Annotated in this window: 4 protein-coding genes; all 4 read right to left on the reverse strand. The window is 43.9% G+C overall.

Translation table 11 applies throughout. The annotated features are described in order from the left end of the window. Positions 1 to 47: 47 nt before the first annotated feature. From ACFFGT_RS07745 to ACFFGT_RS07760, 4 genes are read right to left on the reverse strand one after another with little or no spacing between them, the layout of a single operon-like run. Positions 48 to 14,315 (reverse strand): non-ribosomal peptide synthase/polyketide synthase, encoded by a 14,268-nt coding sequence (locus ACFFGT_RS07745; protein ID WP_377021941.1) that lies wholly within the window; start codon positions 14,313 to 14,315, stop codon positions 48 to 50. Positions 14,316 to 14,369: 54 nt separating this feature from the next. Further along, positions 14,370 to 20,663, reverse strand: coding sequence for a non-ribosomal peptide synthetase (locus ACFFGT_RS07750; RefSeq protein ID WP_377021942.1), 6,294 nt, complete (start codon positions 20,661 to 20,663; stop codon positions 14,370 to 14,372). Positions 20,664 to 20,699: 36 nt separating this feature from the next. Beyond that, positions 20,700 to 22,322: an MBL fold metallo-hydrolase gene (locus ACFFGT_RS07755; RefSeq protein WP_377021943.1), complete on the reverse strand. Its 1,623-nt coding sequence runs from the start codon at positions 22,320 to 22,322 to the stop codon at positions 20,700 to 20,702. A 2-nt stretch (positions 22,323 to 22,324) separates the two neighbouring features. Then, the gene (locus ACFFGT_RS07760) at positions 22,325 to 23,044 is read right to left on the reverse strand and encodes a thioesterase II family protein (protein ID WP_377021944.1); all 720 of its coding nucleotides are present in this window, start codon (positions 23,042 to 23,044) and stop codon (positions 22,325 to 22,327) included. Positions 23,045 to 23,049 lie beyond the last annotated feature (5 nt).

A 23,049-nucleotide genomic window follows, 5' to 3' on the forward strand; every position in this document is an offset into this window, starting at 1 on the left:
CTTTCAAGGTTTAATAAAAATTCACCTATTTCCATAAAACCTGGTACTTAAAAACTCATAATGTTGTCCGTATCATTATCATCCAGGAATCTGTCCAGTTCCTGGTAATTTATCTCGGCCCCTAAGCCGTAATCGGCCGGTGTAAATATTATTTTTGATTTAGCTTGTTCCAAACAATGATCGATTAATTGTGAAAGGCAGGTTATATACTTTAGCGACAAATCATTAATCGTTGTTTCAATATAATGCTTGTTACTAAAACTCCAGTTTATTATCAGTTCTCCGGCAATAATATAGCTATTTATTGTGATTTTAACAGGTGAAGACTGTGTTTTGTTTACAGATTCTCCACTATCTTCATGAGCATAATTAAACCAATTCCCTGAATTTATTGCCTGATCAAACTGCCCCAGGTAGTTAAACATAATGTCCCAAGGATCCTTTCCCTGCAAGGCATCTACCTTGTTTATGTATTTCAAAACACCAAAACCAAGGCCCTTATCGGCTACTTTCCGCAAATCTTCCTTAACTTCTTTTATCAGCTTATCCGCATCAGCTTCGGCCCTAAGTTTTACCGGGTAGAGGCTGGTAAACCAACCCATAGTGCGGCTGATATCAACTTCATCAGTTATTGGTTCACGGCCGTGGCCTTCAAGTCCTATCACTACCTCCTGCTTCCCGGCCCAGCCGCATAAAGTATTTGCCAAAGCGGCTAATAACAGATCATTTATTTCCGTGTGATATACCTTTGGCACTTCGCGCAGCAGTTGAGTGGTATATCCGGCGTTAAGTTTTACGCGGATATTTGCCATGTCGCTCATTTGCGCTTTACCGGTAAATGTTGTATCGGCCGGTAAAGGTTCATAGCTGTTTATGATCTGCTCCCAGTATTTTTCCTGCGCCAGTAGCCGTTTGCTTTCGCCATATCGGGTTAAAGCCTGATGCCATTGCCTGTATGAGCTTCCTTTAGTACCTAAATTAAGTTCTTCGCCAGTTGCGATATTATCAAGCAGGGTATTCAAATCGCTTAATATGATCCTCAATGATACGCCATCCACGGCCAAATGATGCACAACTATAGAAAGCCTGTTTGCAGTTTCGCCCTCCGGCATTTTCATCAAAACCACATTGATCAACCTGCCTCCGGTAATTGATAAGCTGCGCTGATAAGTGTTGGTGTATGAACTGATCTGAGCACTCAGATCGTGTTGTTCAATATCAGTCAGATCTTCGGTTACTACGTTTACATGCGGTGCACTATAGTGTTGTTCCCATCTGCCATTGATATTAGTGTATTGCAGCCTTAAGACATCATGATATGAAACTAAAGCCTCAAAACACATTTGAAGAGTTGCTGCACTGATATTTTTATCTGTCGATAGCAAAACCGCCTGGTTATAATGCGAGACCTCCGTTTCGTTTCTGTCGAGGTACCATTGCTGAATTGGTAGCAAACCTGCATCCCCGCTTAAAATTCCCTGTTCGGTTTTAATTTTATTGATACCGTTTTTTTGTACAGCTTCGGCCAGGCGTGCAATAACCTGGTGGTAAAAGATATCGCGGGGTTGAATTTCTATCCCATATTTACGCGCCCGGCTTACCACCTGTATTGTTAAGATGGAATCTCCTCCAAGCTCAAAGAAATTATCATAGATGCCAATCTGATCCATGCCTAATAATTCCTGCCATATCTCCGCCAGTTGCTCTTCAGTTTGATTGCGCGGTGAAACCTGGGTTTTTGATATCAGTTCGCTTATTTCTGCTTCGGGGAGAGCTTTCCTGTCTATTTTACCATTTATGGTTAAAGGTAAATTTTCCATCCTTACCCAAAGTCGCGGAACCATATATTCGGGTAAGCGTTCCTGCAGGTATTGCTGTAATTGCTGTTTATCGTAAGCGGCTTCATCCATTACCACATAAACGGCAAGGCGTTTGGCGCCCAGCTTATCGGCCCGGGCAAGCACTACTGCCTGGATTACGTCAGGGTTTTGAAGCAGCACATTTTCAATCTCTCCCAGTTCTATTCTGTAACCGCGGATCTTTACCTGGTCGTCCTGTCTGCCAAGATATTCAATATTCCCGTCAGACAGCCATCGGACGCTATCACCTGTGCGGTAAAGCCGTCCGCCCGTTTTGAATGGATCTGCAATAAACTTCTCCGAAGTTAGTTCAGTGTTGTTCAAATACCCACGTGCCACGCCTTCACCGCTAATGTATAATTCACCTTTTACGCCTACCGGTTGCTGATCACCCTGCCCATTCAAGATGTACAATGTTGTATTTGAGATAGGTTTGCCGATCGGGATGCCTGAAGGAATACCTGAAAGATTATCAGAAAGCTTAAAGCTGTAAACGCTGCAGCCTACTGTAGCTTCAGTCGGACCGTATTCATTAATGATCTCCGTAGTACAGCCGCCTGTGTTATAACCATCAAAATGGTTTAAGCGAAGAGCTTCGCCACCAATTACCAATCTGTCGGTAAGCATGTTCCTGTCTGCACCGGATGTTGCTTCCTGCAGCAGACCGATATGCGCCGGGGTTAGTTTTATAAATTCATAGGGCGCATATTTTAACAGGTTCGCATCTTCAAATACGTTATCATATTTTGTACCGGCTATTACTATCGATCTTCCGCTAATCAACGGCATGAACAAACCTGTAATTGAGGCATCAAACGTGTAAGATAGATGGATGAACGTGCCCGACTTGTTACTGCTACCGCCGATATATTGTGTTTTATTATTTACCAGATAATTGATCAGATTGCCATGTTCTACCATTACCCCTTTAGGTTTACCGGTTGAGCCTGAAGTATAGATAACGTAAGCCAGTTGGTTTAGATCAATGGTGATGTTTAAGTTATCATCGCTTTGATTGGCTATTTCCTGGTTATTGTCCAATTCGATAACCTGAGCATTTGTATCTGTCAGGTTTACTTTGCCTTTGCTGCTACTTAGCACAACCGCCGCTTTAATATCATCCAGAATATAGCTGATCCGCTCTTTAGGATAATCGATATCAACCGGTACATAAGCTGCCCCTGCCTTCAGGATACCCAGAATCCCTGCAATCATCGCGTTGCCACGTTCTATACAAACTGCTACCAAGGTTTCTTTGCTTACCCTTTGTGCCTTTAAATAGTTCGCTATTCTGTTTGACCTTGTGTTTAGCTCTTCGTAGCTTACTATTTCTTGCTCAAATACCAGTGCAGTGGCGGCAGGAGTAGCTTGTACCCGTGCCTCGAAAAGGCTGATAATGTTTTCAGTTCCCGGATAGGCTGCTGCCGTTTCGTTAAAAAAGTTCAGTTCCTGCTCTTCTGCTTTGCTTAACAATCGCAGTTTAGTTATTTGAGTTGTCGGTTCTTTTGTTACCGATGCAATGAGTTCTGCATAATGGCCTGCCATTCTTGCTATGGTTTCTGCTTCATACAAATCGGTATTGTATTCTACTACAAACCTTATACCCTCCCTGGTTTCTTCTGCATTATAGCTCAGGTCATATTTGCTCGATTGGTCACCTGCCCTTTCTCCGGTGATTTTAATATCACCAAGTTCAAGAGTCGGGATCACTGTAGTATTCTGCAGCACAAACATTACCTGGAACAGCGGGCTCCGGCTCAGGTCCCGTTCTTTTACCACCGCTTCTACTACTTTTTCAAACGGTACTTCCTGGTGGCCGTAAGCTTCCAGTGTGGTTTGTTTTACTTTGGATAGCAGCTCTGTAAATGCTTCTTCGCCATTTAGGTTTGTCCTTAGCGCAAGCGTATTTACAAAAAAGCCGATCAGCTCCGCGATTTCTTCCCTTTCCCTGTTAGCTACAGGTGTACCTACACAGATATCTTCCTGCCCGCTATAGCGGTACAGCAATACTTTGAACACTGATAGCAAGGTCATGTAAAGCGTTACGCCCTGTTCAAGGCTCAGCTTTTGCAGTTTTTCTGCTACTTCCTTGTTTATCGTAAACTCATATACTGCTCCTTTGCTGCTTTGTACCGCCGGGCGCGTATGATCTGTTGGCAGTTCAAGCGTTGCAGTTCCTGACAGTTTTCCCTCCCAGTAGCTCAGTTTGCTTTGCAAATTTGCCACATCAAGGTATTCCCTTTGCCAAATTGCATAATCTGCATACTGGATCTCAGGGCTTGATAGTTGAGAAACTTCATTTTTGCTAAAACTGTTATAAAGCTTGCTGAACTCAGATACCAGTACAGGCATCGACCAACCGTCGGCCGCGATATGGTGCAATACCAACAGCAGAATAAATTTCTTTTCTCCAGTTGCTATCAGCTCACCACGCAACATATCATCCTGCGACATGTCAAATGGCTTTGCTATTTCTTCGCTGATAAACTCTTTCAGCTCTGCGTTACTGGTCGACTGACTTTGTTTTAATCCCCAGTTGTTTGCTTTGATATACTGATAGCCCTGGCCATCATGTTCCCGGATCACGGTGCGCAATACTTCGTGGCGTTCTACGATTGCTTTCAGCGCGTTTTCCAGTGCAGTTTTGTTTACTTCGCCCTCCAGTTTCAATACTGCAGGGATATGGTATTGTACGCTGCCTTCCAACCTGTCAATAAACCAAAGCCGCTCCTGGCTGTAGGATAGCGGGATGTATTCCGGTCTTGGAGTTATGCTTTTTATCGTGTTGCCAACTGCTGCTGTTTCTCCATCCTCCAGTTGTTTAGCCAAATCTGCAATGATTGGGTACACAAACAGGTCACGGATTTTTAACTCTTTGTTTAGTTCCCTTCTTACCTGCGAGATCACCCGCATGGCAAGCAATGAATGACCACCAAGCTCAAAGAAATTATCCCTTGTTCCAACTTTTTCTACACCCAGCAGTCCTTCCCAGATTTTGGCTAATTGTTTTTCTGTAGCTGTTTGCGGTGCCGCGTAGCTTTCTTCATGGCTTGCTTCTGCTTCTGGCAATGCGCGTTTATCTATTTTACCGTTTGGCGTTAGTGGCAGGTTTTGTAGGTTTACCCATAGCCGCGGCACCATGTATTCAGGCAAACGTTCGCCTAAGTAGTTTTGCAGTTCTTGCTTGTCGTAAGAATTTTCGTCCATTACCACATAGGCAATCAGGCGTTTGGGGCCTTGCTTGCCTGATCTCGCCAGTACTACGGCCTGCCTTACACTTTCATGTTGCAACAGCACTTGTTCTATCTCGCCCGGCTCGATCCGGTAACCTCGGATCTTTACCTGGTCGTCTATCCTTCCTAAATACTCGATATTGCCATCCGCAAGCCATCTTCCCTGGTCACCTGTCCGGTAAAGTTTAGCATTGGGCTCTTCGCTATAAGGGTCTGTGATGAACTTTTCTTTCGTCAGCTTCGGTTGGTTCAGGTAACCTCTTGCCACCTGTACACCACCAATGCAAATTTCGCCGGGAACTCCTATAGGGCTTAATTCGCCTGAGGTACTTCTTACGTAAATTTGCGTGTTGGATACAGGGGCACCTATCAGCGCTGCTTTTTCAATATCATTTATTGTATAGTAGCTTGCACATACGGTGCCTTCAGTTGGGCCGTAACTATTTACCACTGTTACCGTTGGGTACAGGTGATCTATAAAACTCGGCTGCAGCAATTCACCTCCGCTGATGATATAGCGCAGACTTTTGGTGTTTATATTATTATCGCTTGCTTCTTTATTAAGGTAAGCTATTACAGTTGGCGTGGCACTTAATATCGTTATTGCTTCTGTAGCCAGCAGATGTTTAATGTTATCGACGTCTTTACCGCCTTCTTTTACGATGACAACTTTTGCACCGCTGATTAGTGCAGGATAAACTTCCTCGCACATCGTATCAAATGATATTGATGATTGCTGTAAAATTTTATCCGATGCTGTAATCCCGAAATAGGTTACAAAGCCATAAGTGTAATTAGTGATACTTTGATGTTCCACCAATACCCCTTTGGGCTTACCGGCTGAACCTGAAGTGTACATAATGTACGCCAGTTGGTTCGGTTTGATGGTTGTGTTCAGGTTTTCGCTGCTTTGATTAGCTATTTCCTGGTTATTATCCAATTCGATAATCTGAGCATTTACATCTGTCAGGTTTGCTTTACCTGTGCTGCTGCTCAGAACAATTGCTGCTTTGGTGTCCTCCAGGATATAGCTAATGCGTTCTTTGGGATAGTCGATATCTACCGGCACATAAGCTGCCCCTGCTTTCAATATGCCCAGGATACCCGCGATCATTGCTGTGCCGCGTTCTATACAAACTGCTATTAAGCTCTCGCTTTTTATGCCTTGTATTTGCAGGTAGTTCGCTATTCTATTTGATTGCTCGTTAAGGGCTTGATAACTTACTGTTTCTCCTTCAAATACTAATGCCGTAGCTTCTGGCGAAACTTTTACCTGCGCCTCAAAAAGGCTGATTATATTCTCTCCTTTAGGATATGCTACTGTTGTTTCGTTGAACGAGCTTAGTTCCTGCTCTTCTGCTTCGCTTAGCAGTTTCAGTTTGCTAATTATTGTTTTTGGAGCGCTGGTTACCGATGAGATCAGTTCAATATAATGACCTGCCATCCTTGCAATGGTCTCTGCCTCATAAAGGTCAGTATTGTATTCTACTACAAACCTTATACCTTCCCTGGTTTCTTCCGCATTATAACTCAAATCATATTTGCTCGATTGGTCGCCTGCCCGTTCTCCGGTGATTTTGATATCTCCCAGTTCCAATGTTGGGATCACAGCAGTATTCTGCAGCACAAACATTACCTGGAACAGCGGACTTTGGCTCAGATCCCTTTCTTTTACCACTGCTTCTACTACTTTTTCAAACGGCACCTCCTGGTGGCCGTAAGCTTCCAGTGTGGTTTGTTTTACTTTGGACAGTAATGTTGTAAATGCTTCTTCGCCGTTTAGGTTTGTCCTTAAGGCCAGCGTGTTTACAAAAAAACCGATCAGTTCAGCAATCTCTTCCCTGTCCCGGTTGGCTACAGGCGTACCTACACAGATATCTTCCTGGCCGCTGTAACGGTACAGCAATATTTTGAATATCGAAAGCAGCGTCATGTATAGCGTTGCACCATGTTCAAGGCTTAGCTTCTGCAGTTTTTCTGCTACTTCCTTGTTTATCGTAAATTCATATACTGATCCCTTGCTGCTTTGTAAGGCAGGGCGCATGTGGTCCGTTGACAGTTCAAGTGTAACTGTGCCTGATAGTTTTTCTTCCCAGTAACTGAGTTTGCTTTGCAGTTTGTCTGCGTCAAGATATTCCCTTTGCCAGATTGCATAGTCTGCATACTGGATCTCAGGGGTTGATAGTTGCGGTACTTCGTTTTTGCTAAAGCTACTATAAAAACTGCTGAACTCGGATACCAGAACAGGCATCGACCAGCCATCGGCTGCGATATGGTGCAATACTAAAAGCAGAATAAATTCCCTTTCTCCCGTTGCAATTAATTCTGCACGCAGCATATCATCCTGTGACAGATCGAACGGCCTCGCTACTTCTTTGCTGACGTACTCTTTTAGCTCTTCTTTGTTATCGTTTGACTGGCTTTGTTTTAATGTCCAATTATTTGCTTTGATATACTGGTAACCCAGTCCTTCCTGTTCCCTGATTACCGTACGCAGTACCTCATGGCGTTCTACAATTGCTTTCAGCGCGTTTTCCAGTGCTGCGATATTTACCGCTCCTTCAAGCTTTAGTACGGCAGGGATATGGTATTGTACACTGCCTTCCAGCCTGTCGATAAACCACAGCCGTTCCTGGCTGTACGACAACGGGATATATTCCGGTCTTGGGCTGATGCTTTTTATCGTGCCGCCTGCTGTTTCTGTTCCTTCATCTTCTAACTGTTTAGCCAAATCGGCTATAACAGGGTATACAAACAGGTCACGGATTTTTAGCTCCTTATTCAGCTCCCTTCTTACCTGCGAGATCACCCGCATGGCAAGCAGCGAGTGACCGCCCAGCTCAAAGAAGTTATCCTTTTTTCCAACTTTTTCTACACCCAGCAATTCTTCCCAAATTTTGGCTAATTGCTTTTCTGTTTGGGTTTGTGGTGCGGTATAGCTTTCTTCATGGCTTGCTTCTGCTTCTGGCAATGCACGTTTATCTGTTTTGCCGTTCGGTGTTAAGGGTAAGCTTTGTAAGTTTACCCATAGCCTTGGCACCATATATTCCGGTAACCGTTCGCCCAAATAGTTTTGAAGCTCCTGTTTATCGTAGGCTGCTTCGTCCATGACCACATAGGCAGTTAGCCGTTTGGTGCCTTGCTTATCCGCCTTGGCCAGTACTACGGCCTGCCTTACATTTTCTTTATGCAACAGCACTTGTTCGATCTCGCCAAGCTCAATCCTATAGCCACGGATCTTTACCTGGTCGTCTATCCTGCCCAAGTATTCAATGTTGCCATCCGCAAGCCAGCGGCCCTGATCACCTGTTCTGTACAACCTTGCGTTTGGCTCTTCGCTGTATGGGTCTGTGATAAACTTTTCTTTCGTCAGCTCCGGCTGATTCAGGTAACCTCTTGCTACCTGTACGCCACCAATGCAGATCTCGCCCGGTACTCCGATCGGGCTTAACTCGCCCGATGCACTTCTGATATAGATCTGCGTGTTCGATACCGGTGCGCCGATGGGTGGTAAAACTGCAATTGTTGAACTATCAACAGTATAACTGCTTACCACATGCGCCTCTGTAGGCCCGTATTGATTGATCACTTTTATACCTGTATTCCGGATCAAAGTCCTCACCTCGTCCGTGATCTTTAATTGTTCACCGGCAACGATGATCTCCTCAACCAAAAGTGAAATTCTCCTGTCAGAAATGATCTGCTCTGCTAAATTTTGCAGCACAACCACCGGGAAAAACAAATGCGTCAATTCATATTTAACAATATGATCAATTAACGCATCCATATCCCGGCGGCTATCGCCATCAATAAGGCAAATTGTATTCCCAAAACAAAGCGTCGAAAAGATCTCCTGGAAACTTACATCAAAAGTGTAAGCTGCAAATTGTAAAACCCTGCGGTTTTTATTTTTAAACTGCGTTTCCTGCCAGTTCAATAAGTTAAACATAGCCCGCTCCGGCATCATTACGCCTTTTGGTTTGCCTGTTGAGCCCGAAGTATAAAGGATATAGATTAACTGCTCAGCGCTGATGTTTACACCAAGATTGGCTTTACTTTCATTAGCAATATCCTGTTCCTGTTTTCCATCTATCTCAATTACTAACGCATTTGAATTTAAGATTCGTTTACTGCTTTGCCTGCTGCTAACCAATATGGATGCACCGGTATCGGCCACCATATAGTCGATCCTTTCCTGCGGAAAATCCGGATCTATCGGCACATAAACACCGCCTGCTTTCAGGATGCCAAGAATGGAAATGATCATTCCCAAACCACGTTCTATGCATACAGGCACCAAAGTCTCATTGCTTACCCCCTGCTTTTGCAGGTATCTTGCTAATTGATTTGAGCGTTCATTTAAAACCCAGTAGCTCAATTCTTCGTTTTCAAAAACCAAGGCAATTGCATCCGGATTTTTGGTAACCTGCTCTTCAAACAGGCTTATAACGCTTTCATTTCCGGCGTAATCAACTTTTGTAGCGTTAAACGTTTCAAGCTGATTGCTTTCAGCCCCGCCAATCATATTTAAACGACCAACAGATTCATTCGGTGCATCAACTATAGCATTCAGCAACTGACTGTAATGACCTGCCATACGGCTAATGGTTGACTCATCATAAAGATCAGTATTATACTCCAACCCGGCACGTAAGCCATTTTCTGATTCAATGATGAATAGCGTAATATCAAATTTAGCGGTTTGATGTGCATCCTGAATTTGCTTCAATCTCAGGCCCCCAAGCTGTAATTCAGGTATGCGCGCGGTGTTCTGCAATACAAACATTACCTGGAACAACGGGCTCCGGCTCAAATCCCTTTCCTTTACAACAACCTCAACCACTTTTTCAAACGGTACATCCTGGTGCTCATAAGCCTCCAGCATGGTTTGTTTTACCTGTGCCAAAAGTGATGTAAATGACATTTCTGCACCCAGATGGCTCCGAATGGTCAGCGTATTTACAAAAAAGCCGATCAGTTCTGCTATTTCAGGCTGGTTTCGGTTTGCTATCGGGCTGCCTACACAAAGATCTTCCTGCCCGCTGTAACGGTATAATAAAACATTGAAAGCAGATAGCAATGTCATATAAAGAGACACACCGTTTTGTACGCTAAGCGCGTGCAGTCCGCTCGTAACTCCTCCGCTTATCTCAAACTCGTATAATGCGCCATTAGTGCTTTGCTCAGCCGGGCGCTGGCGGTCGGCAGGTAATTGCAGCGTTGAAACCCCGGCCAATTTGCGTTGCCAGTAAGCCAGTTTTGAGGCCAGCAGGTCGCCCTGTAAATTAGTCCTCTGCCAGATAGCATAATCAGGATATTGCACTGCCAATACAGGCAGTACAGGCTCCCTGTTATCTGAAAAAGCGTTATATAATTCAAGCCATTCTTTTGCCAATATTGCCGATGAGGAACCATCTGAGGCAATATGGTGCATGGTTAAAACAAGAGTGGATTCGTTTTCGCCAACTCTTATCAGTTCTGCGCGCAGCATGTCATCTTTCGACAAATCAAATGGCTGCGCTATCTGTAACCTGATATATTGCTCAAGCGACAGGTGCTGCTCCTCGTAATATTTTGCGTCGGTTTGCTTTAAAGCCCAGGTGTTTTCAGGTTTTACATGCTGATATCCTTGTCCATTACGTTCAAAGATCACCGTACGCAATACTTCATGACGGTTCACAATTGTACGAAACGTATTTTGCAGGGCATCAATATTCAACACACCTGATAAATTAAATACGGCTGGTACATGATACTGTACGCTGCCCGACATCCGGTCGATAAACCATAAACGTTCCTGGCTGTATGACAGTGGGATCAGAGCCGGACGCAGCCCTGCGATGATGCTGGCTGATGTATTTTGCTCTGCACGACCTAAGCGTGATGACAACGATCCTATTGTTGGATAATCGAACACTTCGCCAATTGAAAGGTCCTGTTCAAAGGCTTTTCTGACTTCGGCTATTAATTTTACTGCTAATAATGAATGACCGCCAAGTTCAAAAAAGTTATCGTTGATACCTATTTCGTCTACCTCAAGAATATTTTGCCAGATCTCGGAAAGCATGCTTTCAACTTTGTTACGGGGAGCTGCATATTCCTTACCAGATGCCTGTACTTCGGGATGAGGCAGGGCCTTACGATCTATCTTGCCATTAGCCGTTAACGGGATTGCCGAAAGCTGGATAAGATGCGAAGGCAGCATATAATCGGGCAGATGCTCCTTCAGGTAGAGATTCAAACCAACCGGGTCAAATTTTGCCGATGGCACGATGTAGGCTACCAGTTGTTTATTGCCCAGTTTATCATCAAAGGCCAGCACCGCGGCATGACTGATATATTTGCTATGCTCAAGCACAAGGGCAGCCTCGCCGGGCTCAACCCTATATCCCCGTATTTTCACCTGGTCGTCCATACGGCCCAGGTATTCGATATTACCATCGGCACGCATAACCACCCGGTCACCAGTACGGTAGATCCGCGACCCTTCCCTGCGGTATGGATCGGCAATAAATTTTTCTTTAGTTAGTTTGGGCAGGCGATGATATCCCTGTGCCAGACCCCGGCCACCTATGTAAAGTTCGCCGGGGATACCTATCGGGCTACGCTCCATTTCTTTACCCAAAACATAAACGATGGTATTTGAAAACGGGCGACCGATAGGGATACGGGAACCTTCAATTAATTGATCGGATACCTCGTACAATAACTTGCCGATAGTGGTTTCGGTAGGTCCATAATGATTAACCACGCGGCAATCGCTGTAGCGGGCAATCCGTGTTACCGTTTCTTTCGGCAAAGTTTCGCCACCGAAGATGAGCAGTTTTGCAGGTAATAAAGGGGCATCTGTTTCAGGCGAAAGTGCTTTCCAGTGCGATGGCACAATTTTGATGCAATCAATCCGGTTCTCTCCAAAATATTGATGGATCTGGTGCACGTTGCTTACCTTTTCTTTAGAGAAAATATGCAATGTGCCACCATAAGCAAGTGAGCTGAATAAAACAGTATTGCCAAGATCAGTCGCGATGGTCGACATCAGGCCGAAAGTTTCGCACTCGCTGATACCCGTACGCTCGTTTAAACCATAAATATAATCGAGCAGACTATCGTGTTCAACCAACACTCCTTTAGGTTTTCCGGTCGAGCCTGAAGTATAGATCACATAAGCTAAATGATTTGATGACGGGAATATTTCAGGGTCGCTTTCCGGCTCTATGGAAAGTTCCCATTCCATATTATCCAGCTCTAAAACTTTCTGAAATTCAGTTACAGCAGCTGCACGATCAGCAAATTTACTGCTACTCACGATGACACCAGCCCGGGTGTCATCCAGGATATGTTTTACACGATCGGCCGGAAAATCGGTATCGATAGGAACATATGCACCACCCGATTTCAGGATACCTAAAATGGCTACGATCATGTCCATGCCTCGTTCCATATAAACCGGCACCAGTACGCCTGCCTTTACACTATAGCGCTGCAGGTGGTGGGCGAGCTGATTGGAGCGAACATGCAATTCGCGGTAAGTTAAAGCCTTACCTTCAAATACCACTGCCTGCTCATCAGGGTTGTGCAATGCCTGGGCAAGAAACAATTCAATGATGGTTTCGTTGGCTATATATGCGCAATGGCTGCGTTCGTTTTTTACCAGCCATAATTCTTCTTTGCGGCTTAACAATCTTAGCTTGCTGATCTCAACATCAGGGTTTATCACGATAGAGATCAGTAAAGTTTCGAAATGTTTAACCATGCGCCTAATGCGCGCGGTGTTATAAAGATCGGTATTATATTGCACAGCCCATTTTAAGCCATGCTTTGTTTCTGTTACGAAAAAGGTAAGATCGAACTTCACTGTTTTATGCTCAAACCCGTAGCCTGATAATTCCAAATCACCAAGGGTTATGGCAGGTACTTCGGGTGTATTACCCAAAACCAGCATTACCTGGAAAAGCGGACTAACGCCTGCTTCCCGCTCTTTTACCGTTGCTTCCACAACACGCTCAAAGGGTACATCCTGATGGGTAAACGCGTCAAGCACGGTTTGTTTTACCTGTGCAAGCAGTTGGTTAAATGTAGCTTCGCCGTTTACCTGGTCACGAAGTGCAAGGGTATTTACAAAAAAGCCTATCAGTTGCTCAAGCTCCTGCTGCGGGCGACCTGCTATCGAGGTACCTACGCAAAGATCTTCCTGCCCGCTGTAACGATAAAGTAATACTTTGAAAGCAGTGAGCAGGGTCATGTATAATGTTGCCCCGTTCTTCTGGCTTAATTTATGCAGCGCCGAGGTAAGGTCATTACCAATATTGAATGTTAATGTAGATCCATTAACAACTGCACTGGATGACCTGATACTATCTGCCGGTAATTGCAGTTGCTCAACATCTGCAAGCTTTGTTTTCCAGTACTCCAGTTTGTTTTCCAACTGCTGCTCGTGCAGTGCATTCCGCTGCCATAAGGCAAAGTCGGCGAACTGTAGTGGCAATGCAGGCAGCTCAAGCTCTTCTTTTTTAGTATAAGCCTGGTATAAAGCAGCAATCTCCTGTACAAGGATAGGCATCGACCATGCGTCGCCGGCAATGTGGTGCATGGTAATAACTAATATATGCGTCCCGTCTTCAAGCCCTATCACATCTGCACGCAACATATCATCAGCAGCCAAGTCAAAAGGCTTTTCGATAAGTGAATTGATGCGTTCTTTTAGTTTTTCGGTACCGTTCACGTAACCCCCTGAAAGATCACGGCCTAAATGCCAGCCATCAGCTGCTTTTATTTCCTGGTAAGCTGTTCCATCTTTTTCCCTAATCACAGTACGGAGCACTTCATGACGGTTAACAATGGTTTTGAAAGTATTTTCCAGCGCGTCTACATCCAAATGTCCTTTCAATAAAAGCACTTCGGAAAGATGATATTGCAAACTGCCTTGCAGGCGATCGATAAACCATAACCGTTCCTGGCTAAATGACACAGGAATTTCCGAAACAACGTCCCTATCGAAAGGTGCTATTTTATCATTGCCCTCAGTTTTTGCATTCCAGCTATCCTGCTTTAAAAAATTAATGATCGCCTCTTTATTTTCCCTTATTTCGTCGATAAGCAACGGATCGACAGCTACATTTTCAGGAACCTGAAGTTGCAAACGATCTCCGTTCAATATGATTTTTACATCATTTTGTTCGGCCAGGTATAAAATATCAATAGCTTTAGTAAACAGTTCTTTCATGCAAACTTTCTTTGAAAATCGGGGTTTGGAGGGGGCGGGATTAGGTTTTTGTGCTTATATGTCAACTATTGTAAAGGATGATGTTTGATTAGTTGTTTTATTACTATTGCGGATTGTTATGTATTTACTCAATTCGTTAATAGAGGCAAATTGAAACAGGACGCTGATGGGAATAGTTATTGAAAATTCCTTTTCGATATAATGAACAACCCGCATGGCTAATACCGAATGGCCACCCAACTCAAAAAAGTTATCGAAAACGCCTATTGGGTTTACGCCGAGTAGTTCCTCCCAGATCTTTGTTAGCTGGCTTTCTACTTCATTGCGTGCGGCTACATAACCCTGTACCGATAGTTCGGCTTCAGGCAATGCACGCTTATCTACTTTGCCATTGGCTGTAAGCGGAAAACTTTTCATTTGCACCCATAAACGGGGCACCATGTAATCTGGCATTTGTGTATGCAGATAATCCTGAAGTTTTTGCTTATCGCAGGCGGCATCAGCAACAAAATATCCGGTTAAACGGTTAACACCGTTTTTGTCAGGACGGGCCAGTACAATGGCCTGGTTTACCAAACCACTTTGTAACAGCAGGCTCTCTATTTCGCCCGGCTCAACACGGTAACCCCTGATCTTAACCTGGTCATCTACCCTGCCCCGGTACTCGATGTTTCCGTCTGCAAGCCACCTGCCCACATCACCGGTTTTATACATCAGTGTACCAGCATCTGTAAAAGGGTCTTTAATAAATTTCTGGTTTGTTAATTCTGGCTGATTTAAATAGCCGCGCGATACACCGTCACCACCAAGCCAAACTTCACCAAATACCCCCACGGGATTTAACTGATGCGCCGGACCCAGAATATATGCTTTGCGGTTATTTAAAGGCTTGCCTATCGGGATTATTCCGTCGCTATTAATTTCGGTGATCGGATAAGTCAGTGAAAAAGTTGTATTTTCTGTTGGGCCGTAACCGTTCAACAACTTCAAATCCGGGTATGTGGCCCTGATCTTTTTGATATGTGGCACCGAAAGCTTTTCGCCGCCAACCAATATGGTTTTTAATCCTTTTAATACTTCAGGAGCGTCATCGGCAAGTTGGTTGAACCAGCTTGAAGTAAACCACATTACGGTTACTTTATGCTGAACTATCAGTTTTTTGAGCGTTGTGCTATTGAAAAGGTCTTTATCGTTACAAAGTACCAGTTGTCCGCCATTAAGCAACATGCTCCAATATTCAAAAGTGGTTGCATCAAATGATGGCGAGCCTGTTACCAGTAAGGTATCGTTATGATCAGCGTTAAAATAGCCCGCATTTTTCACCAGGCTTACAACGTTACCATGCTCCACCATCGCACCTTTGGGTTTACCAGTTGAACCTGAGGTATACATGATGTACGCAAGCTGGTTTGGATAGATGGCGATATTTAAATTCTCGCTGATTTGGGCTTGTATTTCCAGGTTGTTATCCAGTGTTATGATATTTATATCCTGCCCCTGCAAAACCGCTTTACCTGTGCTGCTGCTCAGGATAATTGTTGCTTTGATATCATCCAAAATATAACTGATCCGCTCTTTTGGATAATCAATATCAACCGGTACATAGGCAGCCCCTGCTTTCAGAATACCTAAGATACCCGCGATCATTGCTGTACCACGCTCTATGCATATTGCTACCAATGTTTCTGTTGTTACACCTTGTGTCTTTAGGTAGTTCGCAATTCTGTTTGATTGCTCGTTAAGCCCTTCGTAGCTTACTGTTTCTCCCTCAAATACCAGTGCTGTTGCAGTAGGTGTAACTTTTACCTGGGCCTCAAAAAGGCTGGCAATATTTTCTTCTTTCGGATATCCTGCTGTTGTTTCGTTGAAGGTGCTCAGCTCCTGCTCTTCTGTTTTGCTTAACAGCTGAACTTTATTTATTGAGGTTGTTGGAGTTTTTATTACCGACGCGATCAGTTCCGCATAATGGCCTGCCATCCTTACGATAGTCTCTGCCTCATAAAGGTCGGTATTGTATTCTACTACAAACCTGATCCCGTCGTTGGTTTCCTCTGCATTAAAGCTCAGATCATATTTGCTTGAAGGTTCGCCTGCCCGTTCTCCGGTAATTTTGATATCGCCCAGTTCCAGTGCCAGTATAGTGCCTGTATTCTGCAGCACGAACATTACCTGGAACAGCGGGCTCCTGCTCAAATCCCTTTCTTTTACTACCGCTTCTACCACTTTTTCAAACGGCACTTCCTGGTGGCCATAAGCTTCCAGTGTAGTTTGTTTTACTTTGGATAGTAGCTCTGTAAATGATTCCTGGCCGTTTAGGTTTGTCCTTAGCGCCAGCGTATTTACAAAAAAGCCTATCAATTCTGCCGTTTCTTCCCTGTCTCTGTTGGCTACTGCGGTACCTACACAAATATCCTCCTGTCCACTAAAGCGGTAAAGCAGCACCTTAAACACCGAAAGCAGTGTCATGTACAGCGTCGCTCCCTGTTCAAGGCTTAGCTTTTGGAGCTTGTCTGCTTGTTCCTTTGCTATCGTAAATTCATATACTGATCCTTTGCTGCTTTGTACAGCAGGGCGCATATGATCTGTTGGCAATTCTAATATTCCTGTTCCTGCTAACTTTTCTTCCCAGTAGTTTAATTTGTTTTGCAGGCTTATCGCATCCAAATATTCCCTTTGCCATATTGCATAGTCTGCATACTGAATTTCAGGGATTGATAGTTGCGATGCATCATTTTTAATAAAGCTATTATAAAGCTTGCCTAACTCGGATACCAGCACCGGCATCGACCAGCCGTCGGCTGCGATATGGTGTAGCACCAATAATAGGATATATTCGTTTTCTCCTGTCGCGATCAACTCTGCGCGCAGCATATCATCCTGTGACAGGTCAAATGGCCGGCTTGCTTCTTTGCCGATATATGCTTTCAGTTCTGCTTCGTTTCCGTTTGAATGACTTTGTTTTAACGTCCAGTTACTCGCTTTCACATACTGGTAGCCCTGTCCCTCCTGCTCCCTGATCACAGTGCGCAGCACTTCGTGGCGTTCTACCACTGTTTTCAGTGCGTTTTCAAGGGCGTTGGTATTTACTTCTCCTTCAAGCTTCAATACCGCAGGAATATGGTATTGTACACTGCCTTCCAGTCTGTCGATAAACCATAGCCGCTCCTGGCTGTATGACAATGGGATATATTCAGGTCTTGGAGTTATGCTTTTTATAGTGCTGCCCGCTGCTTCTGTTTCTTCATCATCCAGTTGTTTGGCCAAATCGGCTATCACCGGGTACACAAACAGGTCACGGATTTTCAGCTCTTTGTTCAGTTCCCTTCTTACCTGCGAAATCACCCGCATGGCCAGCAGCGAATGACCGCCCAGTTCAAAGAAGTTATCCTTTGTACCGATCTTTTCTACAACTAACAGCTCTTCCCAGATTTTGGCTAATTGCTTTTCTGTATCTGTGATAGGTGCGGTGTAGCTTTCTTCGTGGCTTGCTTCTGCTTCGGGCAAAGCTCGTTTATCTGTTTTACCGTTCGGCGTTAATGGCAGGCTATCCATTCTTACCCAAAGCCTTGGCACCATGTATTCCGGTAACCTTTCACCCAGGTAGTTTTGCAATTCCTGTTTGTCATAGGCTGCTTCGTCCATGACCACATAGGCAGTTAGCCGTTTGGTGCCTTGTTTGTCTGCCCTGGCGAGTACTACTGCCTGCCTTACATTTTCATGTTGAAGCAGGCCCTGTTCGATCTCGCCGGGTTCTATCCTGTAACCACGAATTTTTACCTGGTCATCTATCCTGCCTAAGTACTCGATATTTCCATCTGCAAGCCAGCGGCCCTGGTCACCGGTTCGGTATAACCTTGCGTTTGGCTCTTCGCTATATGGGTCGTTAATGAACTTTTCTTTCGTTAGCTCAGGTTGGTGCAGATAACCACGTGCTACCTGTACACCACCAATGCAGATCTCGCCCGGCACGCCGATTGGGCTTAACTCTCCTGACACTGTCCTGATGTGGATCTGCGTGTTGGCAATCGGCCTTCCGATAACTATTATTTTATCTGTACGGATAGGTTCATCAGTTAAAGTTGCGCATACGGTACTCTCTGTTGGGCCATAAGCATTTATTAATCTTACACCCTGCGATTGCAAATACCTGCCTGTCGTTTCGTTTAAAGCCTCACCCGCTGAAACTATTGTTTTGATAGAACCCAAAGAATCGGCTATGGCTTGCTGAAATGAAGGCGGGATCACCGCTAACTCAATCTTTTGCTGATCAAGCAGTTTTTTAAATTCTTCGGCAGATAGTAAAGTTTCTTTTTTACACAACACCAAACAGCCACCGCTTAGCAGCGTATTGAAAATCTCATAGCATGAAGCATCAAAACCAATAGATGCAAACTGCAGGGTGCGCATACCAGGTACTAACCTTAACGCCACAGCCTGGCCTGCGGCAAGATTTACAACTCCCCGATGCTCAACCATTACCCCTTTGGGTTTACCGGTTGAGCCGGAGGTATACATTACATACGCGAGTTGATTTTGGTTTATAACGGTATTTACGTTTTCGCTGCTTTGAATTTCTATCAACGGCTCATTATCCAGTTCAACAATCATTGCGTCCTGATCATGCAATAATGCACTGCCTGTGCTGCTGCTCAGGATGATCCTCGCGCCCGTATCATGGAGAATGTAGCTGATCCGATCTTTAGGGTAATCGATATCAATTGGCACGTAAGCGCCGCCTGCCTTCAGAATGCCAAGTATGCCGGCAATCATATCAGTACCGCGCTCTATACAAACCGCTACCAGCGTTTCATTCCCCACACCCAGGCCTTTCAGGTAATTAGCAATTTTGTTTGCTCTTTGGTTGATTGAATTGTAGCTTACCTCTTTATTATCAAACACAAGTGCATTGGCTTCCGCACAAATGGCTGCCTGGTTTTCAAAAGCCGATATTATCGTTTTATGTTGGGCAATATCTTCATTAAGTTCCTGATCGGATGTACTGAATACTGATAGCTGATTATGTTCCTTCAACGGTAAAACATCAATGCCTTCGATACTTTTATTCAGGAAATCAGGGAATTGGATAATAATGTGAATAATCCGTTCGCCCAAAAGCTCAATTTCTTGCTGCGTAAAATATTCATAACAAAACTGGATCTGCAATTGCAGGCGCTGTTGTTTATGATAATCGCGCCAGCATAATTGCAAAGGCGTACGTTCACCCTCATTGGCCAACCGCAAAACACTTGCCTCAATGGTGTTTCCAAAATTCAGATCAAAATCAAGGGGTTCGTAGTTTACAATAACATCATACAAATTATCAACTGCCGAATTAATTTTAAGGGCACGGCCCAAATCTTCTACCAAATAATTGTAATGGCGATAGTCCTGCTTTTGGGTGTTTATAATTTCGGCAAGCAAACCGGATAAAGTTTGCCCGGCCTCATAACCTCCTTTAAAAGGAAGTGCACCTGTAAAAATGCCGACAGTGTTCCTCTGCTGCCTTGAGCCGCGTTTGTGAACCGGCAGCCCAAATACAAACCCGGTTGCTGGGGTAATTTTCCCGAAATATATGATCAATGCAGCTATTGTTAACTGCAGTAGGCCGGCATTGCAAACTTGCTGAATATGCTCAAGCTGTATTTTTTGATTATCTGAAAGATCAATACTATAGGTAGTTCCTATTTTTCCTTCATTAGTATATTGAGGGTATTTTTTTGCAAGTAATTTTTCAGGTTTGGCTATAATTTTACTCTTCCAGTAATCACCATCCCTTTCATAACTTTCTGAATTATAATATTCATTGGCGCGAATTGTTTCAGCCTGGTAAGAGGGTGCGTTGAAAACAAATGGCTGCCCCTCAACCAGCGATTGGTATTTTTTTGCGAGATATTCAATACTTACAATAAAGCCATAACCATCGGTAATTAAATGATGATACTTCATTAAAAACCAATGCTCGTTATCGGCAATCTTTATCAAATAATGTTCAAACGGCAACAAATCGGCAGTTAAGTTGAATGGTGTACCGAATGTCTGGTACATCCATATTTTAGCTTCGGCCCGGGGATTGACCTGTGTACTAAAATCGGCGGCTATCAATTCGCATTCAGTAAATCCAGTATTCAACTGATAAACAAAATCCGACGCCTTTAAATCAAAACTCATTTTAAAAGCATCAAAAATCAGAGGAAGTGAGCTAACAGTTTCGTGAAATTTTTCCACGTCAAGATCCCCCTTTAGTATAATGTAACCCCCAATATTATATTGCGGACTATCAAGATCTAAAAGCTGACCAACGTAAACTTCCCGTTGTGCGGGATGTAATGGAAACCGGAACCTGGACATGCTGTTGTTTTTCTGAAAGCCTAAACGGCCTGATCGTTACTGTTCAATAAGACTATCAACCTGCTTGTTATACAATAGTTCCTTTTCGCCATACAAGCGTTCAGCAACTATCCCCCGCTCTGTGCATAGCTTTACCAGCTTGTCGGATTGTACTATGGGGTTTGATTCGTCGGTATATTTGATGCTGCTGATAAATTCAACCCATGGTTCCTGGCCCATGGCATACACGTAAGCTTCTTTCGGATTAAATATATCGATGAGGGCCATACCCTTATCACAATCAGAACCGGCAAGGCGCCTGCTTCCATCCATATCCCTTGGCAACTTTTTGGTAAGCAAAGGCCCATACAACCATGTTAACGGCGCACCATCACATTCCATACCGATAAAAAGCACATCTACATTACCTATATGCTTGTGCACCAGTTCATATAAACGAGGTTCAACAATGCGTGAATCGGCCAGGAAGAGCAGTTTAAAGTCGCCTATTTTTACCAGGTAGCAAGCTTTCGTGAGGATATTCATATCACTATGCTCGCCTATGAAAGGCAAACCGGTAATAATGGCATCATTGAAATGAATGGTTTGCATTTCACTGATATCCATCACATTGTTAAAGCCAATGCTATTGAACATTAACTTCAGATCAGGATCTTCCAGTTTGCCACTTGATGTACGCGGAACAATCAGGTTTTTGATCTTATGCCTTAAAGGCAGCAGGGTTTCAAACAGGATATGATCCTGGTGATTATGAGTTATCAGCACGTAATCAATTGTGTCCGGAAGGTCAACATCCGAAAAATGCTGAACATCCGAGCTATAACCGTAATAACTAATCAGCGGATCGACAAGGATACTGATATCCTTTGTTTCAACCAGGATACAGGCATGGCCAAAATAACGCATCCTGATCTTATCGCCGGTATATTTTTCATAGGGAGGCGGAGGCGTTTCTGTAAAAAATGTTTTAAACAGGGGCTCCTGTTCCGGAGTAATTCCGCAAATTTCTTTAATGGCTGAATAGCTGTTAGATGTGCGCTTCATTCTGGCCAGGGCATCAATACAGGCATGGTCAAAAGGAACATCCAGGCTTAATACATCAGGCTCGGTAAGGCGGGGCGTACTGAGGCAAAACGGGCGCTCATCGTTATTGGTGATCCACATAGCCAGGCTTTGGGAACTTTTATTGTAAAACTCACTCTGGTATAAAAGCGACTCAAAAAACCTGAACCCGGGGTTATTATTACGGTCATAATACAGCTCAACGTAGCCTCTCAAAATTTCAGGCACTTTAGGGTACAAGTCCTCTAAACCGTAACCTGTTGCTTCGTTATCCAGCAACTTATCTAAGGTTTTTATCGCCTTAGCAAACTCAATAACGTGTTTTTGTTTTTCAAGCGATTGTTTCTCCAGTTCTGTTACTTCGTCAATTCTTCCGCCGCCAAAATCCATAAAGGGGCCGCCTTTCATTTTAGGGTTAAGTACGGCATTGGCATGAATGGCCGGGGCCATTAAATACGATTCGATGATTGCCAAATGCCTTCCAACTATATTCATGGCGGCAGTTGCCGGAGAAATCAAATGGCTCCAGGCGTACCATTTATCTACCAATGGCTCAATTACCACATTGGGTTTCAGATATAATTGTTCCTCGTTCATGACTAAAATGTTTCTAATTGTTTTATCAGCTTTTCAGAAATGGCATTGATAATAAAATCCTTGTGCTGCATTATAAAAAAGTGATCACCTTCCAATTGCATAAAATCAACCGTAGGGATACTTTCCTTTTGCCATAGCAAAACTTCTTCGGCGGTGAGGTCTTCATCAATACCTGTAATAACTGTAAAAGGTATATTCAGCGCTTCGGCAGCCTTATGCACGTAAGTTTCGCTCACTTTAAAATCGTTACGGAGAATTGGTTCAAGAAACTCCAGCATGGCATTATCCTGCAAAATCTCATCGGGCATACCGCCAAGGATGACGATCTCATTTATAAATTCTTTTTGAGGGTATAAATGAAATTTCTTTGTTAAACGCGATGGTGCAGAAGGCCCTGAAGCACCTGTAATGAATATATGTTTAGGCAGCTCGGCTTTGTTTTCACGGATTTTTACTGCAAGCAGGTAAGTTAGTAACCCACCCAGGCTATGCCCGTAAAGTGCATAATTGCCTTTGCTTAATATTTGTTTCAGTTGGTTAAACAGGTCATTAACAAGCTTATCAATATCTGATGTAAGCTCTTCAAAAATCCTTGTTCCCCTACCCGGGTATTCAAGCGTGGTGGCATTAAATACGGTTGAACTTTCGGTAAATAAAGGCCTGTACGAATACTTGTTACCACCTGCAAAGGGCAGGCAAACTAAATTGATCTTTTCACTCATTTTCC

This window comes from Mucilaginibacter angelicae (genome assembly GCF_042434235.1).
GTDB classification, from domain to species: Bacteria; Bacteroidota; Bacteroidia; order Sphingobacteriales; family Sphingobacteriaceae; genus Mucilaginibacter; species Mucilaginibacter angelicae.

Coding starts and splice junctions, on each gene's coding strand:
- ACFFGT_RS07745 (WP_377021941.1), bottom strand. CDS start 14,315: ATGAAAGAACTGTTTACTAAAGCTATTGATATTTTATACCTGGCCGAA.
- ACFFGT_RS07750 (WP_377021942.1), bottom strand. CDS start 20,663: ATGTCCAGGTTCCGGTTTCCATTACATCCCGCACAACGGGAAGTTTAC.
- ACFFGT_RS07755 (WP_377021943.1), bottom strand. CDS start 22,322: ATGAACGAGGAACAATTATATCTGAAACCCAATGTGGTAATTGAGCCA.
- ACFFGT_RS07760 (WP_377021944.1), bottom strand. CDS start 23,044: ATGAGTGAAAAGATCAATTTAGTTTGCCTGCCCTTTGCAGGTGGTAAC.